The following is a 15591-nucleotide window of genomic DNA, read 5'->3' on the forward strand; positions in this document are numbered from 1 at the left end:
TCGGGCCCTGCCTCTGTTTGCCGCTTAAAAACCCCCGCATTTGCCCCGCCCTTTATTGTTACAAAAATATTAAATTTTTATTACACACTAGACACCCGATCGCCAGTGGCTTAGCTTGAAGGCATCTTCCTGCAGAAAGGCTTTCAAAATGAGCGAGATATCGACACTTACCATTAAAATTCCTCTGGCACTGAAGGAGAAAATCCGCGCCGCCGCCGCTGAAAACGAATTTTCATTGAGTGTGGAAGTGTGCCAGCGCCTGGAAAGCAGCTTCAACGCGCCCGTCGTCAAGGCAGAAAAACCGGCCAAGAAAGCGGACGACCTGCACCACGGCGAGATCGACAATCAAAGCACCGAAGAAGAAATCGAACAGCCTCTGAGCCAGAAAGAGCTGAAGAAGCTGCGTCAGCTATTGAAAACCGGCGCTAAAGGCGGCAAGAAAAAGTAAGCGATGAACATAGAAAAACGGGGCGATCAATCGCCCCGTTTTATTTTGTCTCACCGCCGCGCTATTGTCCGTCCAGACCGCGGATCGGTTTAACCGATGACCAGGCGCGACACGACGGACAATGCCAATAGAGCGAGTGCGCGGTGAAGCCACATTTGTGGCAGCGGTAACGCGGCTTGGTGCGAATTTGCTCGCCGACCATATCGCGCAACAACAGCAGACTCTCTTTCGCACGGCCGTCTTCAGCGTCCGCCAGGTGATAATCCATCAGCCGATAAAACACCCGCATAGTGGGATGACGCTGCAGCTGGCGGTTGATATAGACCTGCACCACGTCGCGCCCTTCGTGCTGCTCGATGATTTCGGCCAGCATCAGATCGGCGGTTGCGCCAGTGTTCTCTTCCACGCAGCGCTTCAGGAAATCAGCCCAGTTGTGCTGCTGTTCCGGCAGGTGCCGGTAGCATTCCTGCAGCATCGGCAGCGTTTCGCTGACCAGCTCTTTATCCTGACTCAATACGCGTTGCAGCGACTCCGCCGCTTTGGCGTAGTCGTTTTGCGCCATGTAAATGCGCCCGAACATGATGGACACGCGCGCGCATTGTTTATCGGCCGCGTCCGCACGCTTGAGCAGGCTCATCGCCCGATCGAGATCGTCGCTGCCCATCGCCTGCAGCGCCAGTTCACAATAAAAGTGCGCGATCTCGACGCGTTGTTTCTCTTTGCCCAGCTTGACCAACTTTTCCGCCACGTCGATCGCTTTCTGCCAGTCGCTGGTCGCCTGATGGATCACCAGCAATTGCTGCAGCGCCGAGACGCGAAAATCCGCTTCGTCAGTCAACTGGCTGAACATGTCTTCCGCGCGGTCGTAAAGCCCGGCGGCCATATAGTCACGGCCCAGCTGCTGCACCGCCAACAGGCGCTGCTCAAAGGTCAGGGAAGCGCTTTCCATCAAGGCCTGATGGATGCGGATAGCGCGGTCGACTTCGCCGCGCGAGCGGAACAGGTTGCCCAACGTCAGGTGGGCCTCAACGGTGTTGCTGTCCTCTTTCAACATGTCGAGGAACAGATCGACCGCCTTATCCTGCTGGTTTGAAAGCAGAAAGTTCACCCCTGCCACGTATTCACGCGACAGGCGGTTGGCTTCTTGCTGTTTATCCTGCTGAGCGCTTCTGCGCCCCATGTACCAACCGTACGCGGCAGCCACGGGCAGCAACAGAAACAGCAGTTCTAACATAGAGGGTTATTCCTTGCTGACAACGGCCTGAGCCGCCGGTTCAGCGGGCTGCTCAAGCTGCAGCTCCAGCCTTTTGATCTTGCGCTCGGCGCGGCTCAGCGCAATGCGCGTACGCAGATAGAACAGACCGCAAATGATCCAGCCGAGAATGAAACCGGCGCCAAACAGCGTGGCCAACAGGGTCGATACGCGATAATCGCCCTGCGCAACCAGATAGTTAAAATTGACCACCTGATCGTTATGCGCACCCAAGGTGACGGAAATCACGAAGATCACCAGAACCAACAAAAAAATCAGCAAATATTTCACATTCTTTCCCGCGATGCCGAGTGAATCGGATGAACGATGCCAAAACGTGGCGTCCCTAACCCTTAAGTTAGCATTTCCCGTTGCGGCAGGGAAACCCTGCGGCACGATAAAACCACATATCTGCTGGCATATTCGGCAGTAAACGGCTTTAACGAACAAATTGATGAGAAAGCTTCTCAAAACGTCGAATTTATAAGGATATGGGGGCGACGGCGCAGATTGCAATGGCGGGAAAATGTAAGCGGTTAATGCGGCGCCGATCTGGCGCCGCGCTTTTTGTGACATGGTCACATAACGTTCATTTCTCCGGCTTGCGCGCCGCGATTTCCTGCTGCTCTTGCGGCGGCGGCGTCAGAGGACCGAACCAGCGCTGCGCCAGCCAGCAGGTGATCACTACCAGCAACCAACTGATCAACGTGGCCATCGCCAGATCGCGCGGCCAGTGCATGCCCAGCAGCAAGCGGCTGCCCATTACCCCGGCCGCCCACACCATCAGGATCGCGACGGTTTTGTAATGGCGGCGCGGCCACAGCAGCCCTACGCCCAATAGCGCCCAGGTGGCGGCGAACATGGTGTGCCCCGACGGAAAAGCAAAGCCGGTTTCAAACTGCCAGTGCTTGCGCAGCCAGCTCGGCACCAGCGTCTGGTCTTGCAGTTGCTCGCGCACCAGCGCGCTGCGCTCTTTGCGCTGCAGCGAGTAGAAATACTTGCCGTCCACGCCGTGGGTTTGCTCCAACCACACCACGAAAGGACGCGGCTCTTGCACCCGATCCTTGATCAACGACTTCACGCCCTGCCCAATCAACAGCGCGGCGAAAAGCAGCATCGCCAGACCGATGGCCGGCTTCAGCCGAAAGCGCAGGCACCACAAAAACCAACCGCAGAGGATCGCGCTGGTCAGAATGCCCCACGGCGAGGTCACGGTTTCGGTCACCCAGTACAGCGCTTTCAGCAGCCGGTCATTGCCGCCGGGTTGCCAGTGCCAGCCGGATACCCAGACCGCCAGCGGCATCAACAGCAGCAGCAACGCGCCGCCCGCCGTGCGTTTTGCTATCTCATACATTCCCGTTTTCCTCTGCGTGAATCAGGCTGCAGTGTAACAAGAGTGCAATATTGATAACACGCGAAAAATTAAACAGATAGACAACCTATCGCAATAATAGGTGGCCAGAAAACGCCATCTGCTGGTTTGCTGAGCACCGCCCGGCAAGAAGTTGTGGCAAAATAGCCGATAATTAACGAAATAGAGATCGGCGTAGCACGTTTTAGTCTTGGTCAATGCACTGACCGGACTTAGGATGCGCGACAATGATTGAATCGTAGGTTTTTGTGGAGAGTGACATGCAGCTTAAACGGGTGGCAGAGGCTAAACTGCCGACACCTTGGGGCGATTTCCTGATGGTAGGATTCGAAGAACTGGCGACCGGGCACGATCATCTGGCGCTGGTATTCGGTGATATTTCCGGTGAAGCGCCGGTGCTCGCACGCGTGCATTCCGAATGTCTGACCGGCGACGCGTTGTTCAGCCTGCGCTGCGACTGCGGTTTTCAGCTGGAAGCCGCGCTGGAGCAGATCGCCGAAGAAGGCCGCGGCATCCTGCTTTATCATCGCCAGGAGGGCCGCAATATCGGCCTGTTGAACAAGATCCGCGCCTATGCCCTACAGGATAAGGGCGCAGACACCGTGGAAGCCAACCATCAGCTCGGCTTCGCCGCCGACGAACGCGACTTCACCCTGTGCGCCGACATGTTCAAACTGCTGGGCGTCGACGCGGTGCGCTTGCTGACCAACAACCCGAAAAAGGTCGAGATCCTGACCGAAGCCGGTATCAATATCAGCGAGCGCGTGCCGCTGATCGTCGGCCGCAATCCGAAGAACGAACACTATCTGGCCACCAAGGCCGCCAAAATGGGCCATTTGCTCGACCAGAAGTGATCGCCGCCACGGTGAAAACCATCAGGGCGCCTTGCGGCGCCCTTTTTACTGCCCGATTTACAGCATTTTCCTGATTACGTAGTGCAGGATGCCGTCGTTTTCGTAGTAGGTCAGCTCATTGCCGGTATCGATGCGGCAACGGGTATCGATCACCTCCTTGCGCCCGTCGGCATAGGTGATATGTACCGGCACCGTCTGGCCCGGCTGCAGCTGTTGCAGGCCGCCGACGCTGATCTGCTCGTCCCCGGTCAGCCCCAGCGTTTTGCGCGTCACGCCCTGCGGGAACTCCAGCGGCAAAATACCCATGCCTATCAGGTTGGAGCGGTGAATACGCTCGAAGGATTCGGCGATCACCACCCGCACGCCCAGCAGGCGCGGCCCTTTCGCCGCCCAGTCGCGGCTGGAGCCGGAACCGTACTCTTTACCGGCGATCACCGCCAGCGGCACTTTCTCCTGCTGGTACTGCATGGCGGCGTCGTAGATAGACAGTTGCTGCTGCGACGGAATATGGCGGGTATAGCCCCCCTCCACGCCCGGCACCATTTCGTTGCGGATGCGGATGTTGGCGAAGGTGCCGCGCATCATTACTTCATGGTTTCCGCGGCGCGAACCGTAGGAGTTAAAGTCCTGCGGCGCCACGCCGTGCTCGCTCAGGTAACGCCCCGCCGGGCTGTCGCGCTTGATGTTGCCCGCCGGCGAGATGTGGTCGGTGGTCACCGAATCGGCCAGAATCGCCAGAATGCGCGCGTCCTTGATGTCCTGCACCGGATCCGGCTTCACCTTCATGGTGCTGAAAAACGGAGGATGGCGGATATAGGTAGAATCCTCCTGCCATTGATAGGTCGCCGAACCGGTCACCTGGATCGCCTGCCAGTTGGCGTCGCCATCGAACACTTCGCCGTATTCTTTGTGGAACATCTCGGTGCGCACTTCTTCCACCGCCTGAGCAATGTCCTGGCTGCTCGGCCAGATGTCCTTCAGGTAGACCGGTTGACCGTCATTGCCCTCGCCCAGCGGCTCTTTGGTCAGATCGATCTTCATGCTGCCCGCCAGCGCATACGCCACGACCAGCGGCGGTGAGGCCAGCCAGTTGGTTTTCACCAGCGGGTGGATGCGCCCTTCGAAGTTACGGTTGCCCGACAGCACCGCGCCCACGGTCAGATCGCCCTCTTTGATCGCCTGCTCGATAGGATCCGGCAGCGGCCCGGAGTTGCCGATACAGGTGGTACAGCCATATCCCACCAGGTTGAACCCCAGTTCTTCCAGATAAGCGGTGAGCTTGGCGCTGTCGAAGTAGTCGGTCACCACTTTGGAACCCGGCGCCAACGACGTTTTTACCCAAGGCTTGCTGCGCAGCCCTTTCTTGACGGCGTTTTTCGCCAGCAGGCCAGCCGCCATCATCACGCTCGGGTTGGAGGTGTTGGTGCAGGAGGTGATCGCCGCGATCACCACCGCGCCGTCGTGCAGCTCGTGCTGCTGCCCATCCAGCGTAAAGGGTTTGCTGTCTGCCTTGGTCTTGTGGCCGCCGATATCCAACTCGGTAGCGGCCCTGAACGCCTGCGGCACATTCGGCAGCGCGACGCGATCCTGCGGGCGTTTCGGCCCGGCGAGGCTGGCCTCGACCGTCGACATATCCAGCGCCAGCGAGCTGGTGAATACCGGCTCATCCCCCGGGTTGCGCCACATGCCCTGCGCCTTGGCGTAGGCTTCCACCAGCGCGATTTGTTCGGCGCTGCGGCCGCTGAGTTTCATGTAGCCGAGCGTGACGTCATCTACCGGGAAGAAACCGCAGGTGGCGCCGAACTCCGGCGACATATTGGCGATGGTCGCCCGGTCCGCCAACGGCAGATCGGCCAGACCGTCGCCGTAAAACTCGACGAACTTGCCGACAACGCCGTGCTTACGCAGCATTTGAGTGACGGTCAGCACCAGGTCGGTGGCAGTAATGCCCTCACGGAGCTTGCCGGTCAGCTTAAAGCCGACGACGTCCGGGATCAGCATCGACACCGGCTGGCCCAGCATCGCCGCTTCCGCTTCGATACCGCCGACGCCCCAGCCGAGAATGCCCAGGCCGTTGATCATGGTGGTGTGGGAATCGGTGCCCACCAGCGTATCCGGATAGGCCACGCGGCGACCGCTTTCGTCGCTGTGCCACACCGTTTGGCCGAGGTATTCGAGGTTGACCTGGTGGCAGATGCCGGTGCCCGGCGGCACCACGCGGAAACGGTTGAAGGCTTTCTGCCCCCAGCGCAGGAAGGTGTAGCGCTCGTGGTTGCGCTGCATTTCGATACGAACGTTGTCTTCGAAGGCGTTGTCATCGCCGAATTCATCGACGGTAACCGAGTGGTCAATCACCAGATCCACCGGTGACAGCGGGTTCACCTGGTCGACATTGCCGCCCAGCCGCCGCACCGCTTCACGCATCGCCGCCAGATCCACCACCGCCGGAACGCCGGTAAAATCCTGCATCAGCACGCGCGCCGGACGGTAGGCGATCTCACGGTCAGCATGGCCGGTTTGCAACCAGGCGACGATGGCCTTGAGGTCGTCAACCTGCACGGTATCGCCATCCACATGGCGCAGCAGGTTCTCCAACAGCACTTTCATTGATTTCGGCAACCGGTCGATATCACCCAGCTGCTTCGCCGCCAGCGGCAGACTGTAGTAGTAATATTCGCTATTCAGCGCAACCAGCTTATCCAGACTTGTTTCACGAAGATCGGACGACATAGCTCCTCCATTTCTTATTGTGATTAAAACAGGGTAATCAGTGAGGTCTTGTTTAAAGATACCACAAAGATAAGTTAACGTTTTGATAACAACACGATTTGATCACAGCGATAGGTGAGAACAATCAGCGGACAACATGTGGCGGTGACTCAATCACTTAATCGAATATGCCCTATGGTCTCTGACAGGCCTTCAACAACATGCTCGCCACTTATCTCGCCATTAAGCTGGTCCTGTGAGCCCAGCAGATTGCACGGCCGCTTTACTCGCAACTAAGACTATCCGGGAGAAAAACGTGGCAGAAACTAAAATCAATACACTTTCCACTGTTGAGGAATTAAGAACGACAGAACCCGACATGGATGGGCAAGTCGTGTTATTACGCAGCATCACCGATCGAATACTGCATTATGTCCATAAGGCCGGCGATAAAGCGCCAGATGATGGAACATTGGTGGTCGTTACTGCAAGCGGCAAACGCTGGCGGTTGGTCAGGGATGGCGACACGCTCCAACTCGCCTGGTTTAAAACCGCTGTCAACAGTTGGGACAATGCAATGGATGCGCTGCTCGGGTTCGCCGCAACCACCGGACGAAACGTTGCTAAAATCGTCTTTCCTCGTGGAACAGTGCAATTCAAGAAACCGATCATTCTGGATTATCGCAAGAACTGGTTCTTGGAGGGGCAAGGTGGGCACGGCGCTTCCGGCAGCGTACTCGATTTCAATATTCCTCGCAGTGCCGGCTATGGTGAATACGGCGCGATTCACTGTTGGGGAGAGCCTTTCGGATTTCAGCAGCTCACGCTGCGTGGCCTGATGGTGCAAGGCATCGGCACCCGCATCGTTGATCCTGCTCAGGATGAAGCCAGCCGGGCCTACTGTCACGGCGTTTATTGCCGCACCACGGGCACTTTGTGGGAGGACGTCGCCATTCAAAACTTCCGCGGTGCAGCACTGTACCTAGACAACGCGTTCGACAATAACTTCAACCGGGTCTCGATGTTTGCTTCCGGCCGAATGAAAGAAGGTTACAGTTACTCGAATCTGGATGATGTGGCCAATCCTGAGGCAACCGCTTATCCACCCTTGCTGATCACCAGTACTCGCCCGGGCGATCAAAGCAATTTCAACCGCTTCTTTGACGGCTCCATCGAGCTGAACAACGTAACGCCGTTTGTCGAGGTTAAAGGCGGTATTCAGATGCATTTTACGCGCCTGCACGCGGAACGCCCTGGCGGTAGTCTGGCTGAAGGACACTGGCCGCTAGGTACCTTCATGAAAGTGGGTGGCGAGGTTTGGCTCACTGAATGCGGCATCAGCAACTTCACCCGCGCCATCGCCTATGGCCCTTACGCCCAAATGGTGATCAACGGCTGCAATCGCCTTTCAGGAGATATTCATCCTTACGCTCCCAACGCCACCGGTAATGCGCGCCTAAAACTCGATAACAGCATCTGTAACGGCGTCTATATTTCAGACAGCATTCAGGGTGACTATCAAATCAGCAATTGCGTGCTGCAATACCTCAGAACGGCCATCATTTCAGGCTCGACATTGGTTACCAACTGCCGAATCAACGGCGATCTGAACGTTGCCGCTGCGGCACATGCGCCGCTAGGCTCTGCGGGAGGACTCAAAATAAGCAACAGTCAGGTTATGGGCAGCATTATCGCCGCAGCAACGGCGCAAAGGATCAGCGTTGCCGGCTGCCATATTTTTGGCGATCTGATATTACCCGGCGCCAACTGCAGTGCTGTACATAACGTAGTGCTCGGTACAGAATCCATCGCGGTAACGGGCAATAACATCAGCATCGGCAAGACGTCCCCAGCCGTCATTTATGTCGACAACAGCTATAACGAAATCACAGGAGCTGTTCAAAGGGGAACGTTAATTCTCAAACGTTCTTCGTTAGCAGCGCAATCTCCAGGCTGGATCTGCACCTTCGGCGGCGCAGCAGGCGCAGGTCTAAAAGTGGCTCCACTAGCAGCATTAGGCGCCGAAGAATGAAAGACTAAATCTGACTAATGTGGAAAAGGACGGGAAGGCATTTGCCTTCCCGTCCTTTGCGTTTATTCAGCCCACATTTTGCTTATTTTATCGGCAGCTTGATGTCCTTGAACATCGCTTCAATTTCTTCGTTGGAGCGCAGCGCCACTGCGCTGTCGACCACGTCGCGCGTCAGGTGCGGCGCGAAGCGCTGAATGAAGTCGTACATGTAGCTGCGCAGGAAGGTGCTGCGACGGAAGCCGATTTTAGTGGTGCTGTAGGTGAAGATATCGCGCGCATCCACCGTCACCAGATCCGGATCCTGCACCGGATCCACCGCCATGCTGGCGATCACCCCTACCCCCAATCCCAAACGCACATAGGTTTTAATCACGTCGGCGTCAGTGGCGGTAAAGACGATGCGCGGCGTCAGGCCGGCGCGGTTGAAGGCGGTGTCCAGCTCCGAGCGGCCGGTAAAGCCGAAGGTGTAAGTGACGATCGGGTAAGCCGCCAGTTCTTCAATGCTGATGCTGCTTTTGCCCGCCAAAGGATGATCGGGCTTCACCACCACCGCACGGTTCCAGTGGTAGCACGGCAGCATGATAAGATCGTCATACAGGTGCAGCGCTTCGGTGGCGATGGCGAAATCAGCGGTGCCCTTGGAGACCGCTTCGGCGATCTGCGTCGGCGAGCCCTGATGCATGTGCAGCGAGACACGCGGGTAACGCTCAATGAAGCCTTTGATCACGTTGGGCAAGGCGTAGCGAGCCTGGGTATGCGTGGTGGCGACGTACAGCGAGCCTTTATCCGGGTAGGTGTGTTCACCGGCGACGGCCTTGATGGCGTCTACCTTGGACAGCACTTCACGCGCGATGCGAATGATTTCCTGGCCGGCGGGGGTGACCTGGGTCAGGTGCTTGCCGCTGCGGGCGAAAATCTGGATGCCCAGCTCATCTTCGAGCATGCGCACCTGTTTACTGATGCCGGGTTGAGAGGTATAGAGCCCTTCTGCCGTCGAGGAGACATTCAGGTTGTGGTTAACCACTTCCACAATGTAACGAAGCTGCTGCAATTTCATATCTTATACCATCCTAGGTTAAACACTGCGGCTTACCCGCAGCCAGGTATATCGGTGTCGCCCCGGTATGCTGAAACTCACAAGCCATAAACCCCGTGTTCTACCCTGATGGTGAAGAAAACGCCGTTGTTAATAAGCTTTAATAATAAAAAAACTTTTTATATAACCACTATACCACGATGCAGCTTCAAGTATAGATCCGCGTCACACTATGATAACGATTATTTTGCATGGGTATCAACGTGAAACGGCGGTGTCGGAGGGATAAAAACAGCAAAGGATAGATCCGTTTACCCCTTTTCACCAATAAAAAAACCAGCCGCCAGGGCTGGTTTTTCATCTTGCGGGCAGGACATCAGCCTTACTTCTTGCCTTCGACCCACTTGCCGTCCACGTAGAACGCGGACCAACCGGTCGCCTTGCCGTCTTTTTCAGAGGAGACGTACTGCTGCTTGGTTTTACGGCTGAAACGCACCAGGGTTTTGTTGCCTTCGGCATCCGCCACCGGCGCATCGGCCAGGTAGCGCAGTTTCTCCGGCAGACGATCCTTGAAGCGAGCCAGTTCTTCCACCAGCGGCGCGCGGGTCTCGCGCGATTTAGGGAAGGTGTTGGCCGCCAGGAACACGCCGGCAGCGCCGTCACGCAGCACGAAATAGGCGTCGGACTTCTCGCACGGCAGCTCCGGCAACGGCACCGGATCTTCCTTCGGCGGCGCGACATCGCCGTTACGCAGGATCTTGCGGGTGTTTTTGCAGTTCTCGTTGGTGCAGCCCATGTACTTGCCGAAACGCCCCATTTTCAGGTGCATTTCCGAGCCGCACTTGTCGCACTCCACCACCGGACCATCATAGCCTTTCAGGCGGAACTCGCCCTCTTCGATCTCATAGCCGTCACACGCCGGGTTGTTACCGCAGACGTGCAGCTTGCGCTGGTTGTCGATCAGATAGCTGTCCATCGCCGTACCGCATTTCTGGCAGCGGCGGCGGGCGCGCAGCGCGTTGGTTTCCGCGTCGTCGCCTTCGAGGATGTTGAGCACTTCCGCTTCCGGCACCAGGTTGATGGTGGTTTTGCAACGTTCCTTCGGCGGCAGCGCGTAGCCGGAACAGCCGAGGAAGACCCCGGTGCTGGCGGTACGGATGCCCATCTTGCGGCCGCAGGTCGGGCAGTCGATGCTGGTCATCACCATCTGGTTAGGCCGCATGCCGCCTTCTTCCGGATCCTTCTCCGCCGTTTCAAGCTGCTCGCTGAAGTCGACGAAGAATTCGTCCAGCACCGCTTTCCACTCGGCCTGGTTGTTGGCGACCTCATCGAGGCCGTCTTCCATGCGCGCGGTGAAGTCATAGTTCATCAGCTCGCGGAAATTTTCTTCCAGGCGATCGGTGACGATCTCACCCATTTTCTCGGCATAGAAACGGCGGCTTTCCACCCGCACATAACCGCGATCCTGAATGGTCGAGATGATGGAGGCGTAAGTGGACGGACGGCCGATGCCGCGTTTCTCCAGCTCTTTCACCAGCGAGGCTTCGCTGTAGCGCGCCGGCGGCTTGGTGAAGTGCTGGCTCGGGATCAGTTTCTGCAGATCCAGCTCGCTGCCGATTTCGACGAACGGCAACGTGCGATCTTCATCGCCTTTGCGCAGAGCCGGCATAACCTTAGTCCAGCCGTCAAAGCGCAGCGTACGGCCCTTGGCGCGCAGCTGATAATCGCCGGCTTTCACCGTCAGCGTGGTGGAATCGTATTGCGCCGGCGTCATCTGACAGGCAACGAACTGACGCCAGATCAGCTGATACAGCTTCTGCGCGTCCGCTTCCATGTCTTTGAGCTGCTCGGCGAGCACGTTCACGTCCGAAGGACGGATCGCTTCGTGCGCTTCCTGCGAATTCTCTTTGCTGCTGTACTGATTCGGCGCCTTCGGCAGGTATTTATCGCCGAAGTTGTCGCCGATGTAGCCACGCACCATGTTGAGCGCATCCTGGCTCAGGTTGGTGGAGTCGGTACGCATATAGGTGATGTGACCGGCTTCATACAGCCGTTGCGCCATCATCATGGTTTTCTTCACGCCGAAGCTCAGGCGGGTGCTGGCGGCCTGTTGCAACGTGGAGGTAATGAAAGGCGCGCCCGGCTTGCTGCTGGTCGGTTTGTCTTCGCGATCCAGCACCGTGTAGCGGGCTTTTTCCAGCAACTTGACCGCGGCGTGCGTCTGCTCGCGGTTGACCGGCTTGAACGGTTTGTCGTGCGCATGGGTCACTTCCATCTGCAGCGCGGTGTCACCCTTCGCCAGCAGATCGGCATGCAGCTCCCAGTACTCTTCCGGCACGAACGCCTTGATGTCGCGCTCACGCTCAACCACCAGGCGCACCGCCACCGACTGTACGCGGCCGGCGGACAGGCCGCGGGCGATTTTTTTCCACAGCAGCGGCGAGACCATATAGCCCACCACGCGGTCCATAAACCGGCGCGCCTGCTGCGCGTTGACGCGGTCAATGTTCAGCTCGCCCGGCTGTTTGAACGCCTGTTGGATCGCGTTTTTGGTGATTTCGTTAAACACCACGCGGCTAAAGCGTTTGTCATCCCCACCGATCACTTCCCGCAGGTGCCAGGCGATGGCTTCCCCTTCGCGGTCAAGGTCGGTTGCGAGATAAATGTGGTCGGCGTTTTCCGCCAACGATTTTAACTCGGCGACCACTTTTTCTTTACCCGGCAGGATTTCATAATGCGCTTTCCAGCCGTGGTAAGGGTCGACGCCCATGCGATTTACCAGCGCCGCCTTCTCATCTTTTTTAACTTTTTTCTTGGCTTTGTCTTCGGTTGAGTCAGCGCTCTTTTTGCTGGCTGAGCCACTGGTCGGCAAATCACGGATATGACCGACGCTGGACTTCACCACGTAGTCACTTCCTAAATATTTATTAATAGTTTTGGCTTTTGCCGGGGACTCAACTATTACGAGAGCTTTACCCATATTTACCTTTACCTAATTTATTTCTTCTAAAAAGAAGTCTTTTATCTCGCCGTGCCGCGGCAATTCGTGTCTCTTTTTTTATATTGCGGCAGTCTGGCAAGAGATCAACAGATTTTTTTCTTTTGGTTGCCCAACTGCTCAACCTGAACGCAAGTTGTTGATCCTGCCTGCTATTCACCCATGCCCCAGAAGTATGGCTGCGTGATTTTTATTCATGGCGTAAACAAAACCTTCCACCCGACGCCGCAAAATCCCACACTGTACCTGATAAAAAGCGTCACGCAACCTAATTAGCACGGAAAGGCAGATTTCGCCAACCGGCCGCCGCCCATGGCCATCCAGACGGCAAATAAACCTTAGTCGGTTTGCGGATAAAAGCGAACCGGCGTTAGAATATGCGCAGCGTTTTTTGTTTGGAGTCTAATAAATGCACAAGAATACTGCACCTATCGGCCGCGAGGCCCTGCTGGCGGAAGCAAATAACATCATCCGCCAACACGAAGATTATCTGCACGGCATGATCGCCACCGACGTTGAACAAAAAAGCGGCGTTTTAGTTTTTCGCGGCGAATACTTTTTAGATGCCGATGGATTGCCCACCGCCAAAACCACCGCCGTATTTAATATGTTTAAACATTTGGCTCACCTGCTTTCGGAAAAATACCATTTGGTCGATTGAGAAAACAAAACGGGGGCGCCTGGCCCCCCGTTGATTCCTGCTCTTCTCGCCTTACAACAACGGCTTTTCCCCGCGCTGCCACCAGCGCAACAGCAAACGATCGACGCTTTCCGCCGCGCTGCCGGTGAAACGATCCATCAAACGTTTACGACGCGCATAGCGCACGGCGATCACTTCGTGGTTATCCAACTCGGCGATCAACAAATCGTCGCTGGTGCCGATGGCGTCGATCAGGCCTTTCTCTTTGGCCTGGGTCCCGAACCAGTGCTCACCGGTGGCGACGCTGTCGATGTCCAGCGACGGGCGCTGCTCGTGCACGAAGCGTTTGAACAGCTCGTGCGTTTCGTTCAGATCTTCGCGGAACTTCTCGCGCCCCTGCTCGGTATTTTCACCGAACAGCGTCAGCGTACGTTTAAACTGCCCGGCGGTATGCAGCTCCACGTCGATGTCGTTTTTCTTCAGCAGGCGGTGGAAATTCGGGATCTGCGCCACCACGCCGATGGAACCGATGATGGCGAACGGCGCCGCCACGATGCGATCCGCGACGCAGGCCATCATGTAGCCGCCGCTGGCCGCCACTTTATCCACCGCCACCGTCAGACGGATGCCGCCTTTGCGCAAGCGCTCCAGCTGCGAAGCCGCCAGGCCGTAGCCGTGCACCACCCCGCCCGGGCTTTCCAGACGCAGCAGGACTTCATCCTGCGCCGAGGCCACCGCCAGCACCGCGGAGATCTCTTCGCGCAGCGACGTCACCTCGTGCGCATCCATGCTGCCCTTGAAGTCCAACACGTACAGGCACGGCTTGGCCACTTCCACCGCGCCGGATTTGGCGCGCTGCTTCTTCAATTTGTCATCAGATTTGGTCTGCTTCTTGAACTGTTTCAGCCAAACCTTTTGCTCGGCAGTATCCATACGCGCCAGGCGCATATCGCGCTGCATTTCGCGATACTGCTCACCGAGATCGGTCAACTGCAGCTCCCCTTTCTGACGGCTCTTGCGTTGCCCCAGACTGACCGCCAGGATGGCCAACGCGGCGATGGCGAGCACCACCGTGGCGACCTTGGCCAGAAACAGGCCATAAACAGATATAAACTCCACAGATTCCGCCTTTATTTACAGGTTGTTAGTATGATTCTTTCCATTTTAGCCAACCGCAGCGCCTGCTGTCGCGGCTAAATGAAAATTCATTGCGTTCTGCACGTCACTATGGGGACGATTCAAGGCCGAACCAAGCCGCCGCCGCGCCGCTTTTGTTACAAAAGAATGCCATTTCAGCCTGCTACGCATTGAAAATGCGTACGGATTAAGGCATATAACACCCATTATTCATCAATATGATGAGACAGATTCGCTGCGCGGCCCGCAGAAGGTCGAGCTCTCGCTCCCGCCCTGACCGCGCGTTTCACCCTTGCTCCCCACGATACGCGGGAGAACAGCCACCCAGGCGAGGATTTATCGTGCATTACCAACCCAAACAAGATCTGCTCGAACAACGCATTATTTTGGTCACCGGCGCCGGAGACGGCATCGGCCGCGAAGCGGCGCTGACCTACGCTCGCTTCGGCGCCCAGTTAGTGCTGCTGGGACGCACCGAGAGCAAACTGCTGGCGGTACAACAAGAGATCGCGGCCCAGGGCGGCGCCCCGGCCCTGGTGGTCACGCTCGACTTGCTGCACGCCACGCCGGAGCAATGCCGGCAGATAGCCGACGATCTGGCACGCCAAATCCCGCGCCTGGACGGCGTGCTGCACAACGCCGGCCTGCTGGGCGACATTGCGCCGATGGCCGACCTGTCGATAACCATGTGGCAAGAGGTGATGCAGGTTAACGTCAATGCCACCTTTATGCTGACTCAGGCGCTGCTGCCGCTGCTGCTGAAATCCCACGCCGGGTCGCTGGTGTTCACCAGTTCCAGCGTCGGGCGCACCGGCCGCGCCGACTGGGGCGCTTATGCGGTGTCGAAGTTCGCCACCGAAGGCATGATGCAGGTATTGGCCGATGAATACAAAAATCGTAATTTGCGGGTAAACTGCATCAATCCGGGCGGAACTCGCACCAAAATGCGCGCATCCGCCTTCCCGCACGAAGACAAAAACAAGCTGAAAACCCCGGCTGACATCATGCCGCTGTACCTGTATCTGATGGGCGAGGACAGCCGGCGAAAAACCGGCATGAGCTTCGACGCCCAGCCGAACCGCAAACCCGGCGCGGCCGAATAATAAGGAGCGT

12 protein-coding genes are annotated in these 15591 nt (G+C 57.1%); 5 read left to right on the forward strand and 7 right to left on the reverse strand.

The window, feature by feature from the left end; all coding sequences use genetic code 11:
* Nucleotides 1-148: 148 nt before the first annotated feature.
* Complete coding sequence (locus tag ACSBQS_RS09330) at nt 149-448, forward strand: hypothetical protein (RefSeq protein WP_033643255.1); 300 nt, start codon at nt 149-151, stop codon at nt 446-448.
* 61 nt (nt 449-509) lie between these two features.
* Here ACSBQS_RS09330 and lapB read toward each other — a convergent pair whose 3' ends face one another.
* The 3 genes from lapB to pgpB form a co-directional block, all read right to left on the reverse strand.
* Nucleotides 510-1682 carry a lipopolysaccharide assembly protein LapB gene (lapB, locus tag ACSBQS_RS09335; RefSeq protein ID WP_019452693.1) on the reverse strand — a complete coding sequence of 391 codons (1173 nt, stop codon included), beginning with the start codon at nt 1680-1682 and terminating at the stop codon, nt 510-512.
* Between the two features lie 6 nt (nt 1683-1688).
* Entirely contained in the window at nt 1689-1991 is a 303-nt protein-coding gene (locus ACSBQS_RS09340) for a LapA family protein (protein ID WP_033650259.1), read from the reverse strand.
* Between the two features lie 298 nt (nt 1992-2289).
* Nucleotides 2290-3054, reverse strand: coding sequence for a phosphatidylglycerophosphatase B (pgpB, locus tag ACSBQS_RS09345; protein ID WP_047026012.1), 765 nt, complete (start codon nt 3052-3054; stop codon nt 2290-2292).
* A gap of 278 nt (nt 3055-3332) precedes the next feature.
* Between pgpB and ribA the strand changes: the two genes are divergently transcribed.
* Entirely contained in the window at nt 3333-3926 is a 594-nt protein-coding gene (gene ribA / locus ACSBQS_RS09350) for a GTP cyclohydrolase II (protein WP_019452695.1), read from the forward strand.
* 57 nt (nt 3927-3983) lie between these two features.
* Here ribA and acnA read toward each other — a convergent pair whose 3' ends face one another.
* Nucleotides 3984-6656: an aconitate hydratase AcnA gene (gene acnA / locus ACSBQS_RS09355; RefSeq protein WP_046898945.1), complete on the reverse strand. Its 2673-nt coding sequence runs from the start codon at nt 6654-6656 to the stop codon at nt 3984-3986.
* Between the two features lie 295 nt (nt 6657-6951).
* Here acnA and ACSBQS_RS09360 point away from each other — a divergent pair, with 295 nt between their 5' ends.
* Nucleotides 6952-8667 (forward strand): hypothetical protein, encoded by a 1716-nt coding sequence (locus tag ACSBQS_RS09360; protein WP_197666145.1) that lies wholly within the window; start codon nt 6952-6954, stop codon nt 8665-8667.
* A gap of 82 nt (nt 8668-8749) precedes the next feature.
* On the opposite strand, the gene cysB is transcribed toward ACSBQS_RS09360, so the two are convergent.
* Together cysB and topA are read right to left on the reverse strand one after the other, a co-directional pair.
* Nucleotides 8750-9724: an HTH-type transcriptional regulator CysB gene (cysB, locus tag ACSBQS_RS09365; protein WP_004930690.1), complete on the reverse strand. Its 975-nt coding sequence runs from the start codon at nt 9722-9724 to the stop codon at nt 8750-8752.
* 361 nt (nt 9725-10085) lie between these two features.
* Nucleotides 10086-12683, reverse strand: a complete 2598-nt coding sequence (gene topA, locus ACSBQS_RS09370; protein ID WP_042784671.1) for a type I DNA topoisomerase — start codon at nt 12681-12683, stop codon at nt 10086-10088.
* 427 nt (nt 12684-13110) lie between these two features.
* Here topA and ACSBQS_RS09375 point away from each other — a divergent pair, with 427 nt between their 5' ends.
* Complete coding sequence (locus tag ACSBQS_RS09375; RefSeq protein WP_033650243.1) at nt 13111-13362, forward strand: YciN family protein; 252 nt, start codon at nt 13111-13113, stop codon at nt 13360-13362.
* Nucleotides 13363-13413: 51 nt separating this feature from the next.
* Here ACSBQS_RS09375 and sohB read toward each other — a convergent pair whose 3' ends face one another.
* Nucleotides 13414-14460: a protease SohB gene (gene sohB / locus ACSBQS_RS09380; protein WP_033650242.1), complete on the reverse strand. Its 1047-nt coding sequence runs from the start codon at nt 14458-14460 to the stop codon at nt 13414-13416.
* Nucleotides 14461-14819: 359 nt separating this feature from the next.
* Here sohB and ACSBQS_RS09385 point away from each other — a divergent pair, with 359 nt between their 5' ends.
* Nucleotides 14820-15581, forward strand: a complete 762-nt coding sequence (locus ACSBQS_RS09385; protein WP_033643264.1) for a YciK family oxidoreductase — start codon at nt 14820-14822, stop codon at nt 15579-15581.
* Nucleotides 15582-15591: the final 10 nt, after the last annotated feature.

Origin of the sequence: Serratia sp. H402Y (assembly GCF_051172415.1) — a bacterium.
In the GTDB taxonomy this organism is placed as follows: domain Bacteria; phylum Pseudomonadota; class Gammaproteobacteria; order Enterobacterales; family Enterobacteriaceae; genus Serratia; species Serratia ureilytica.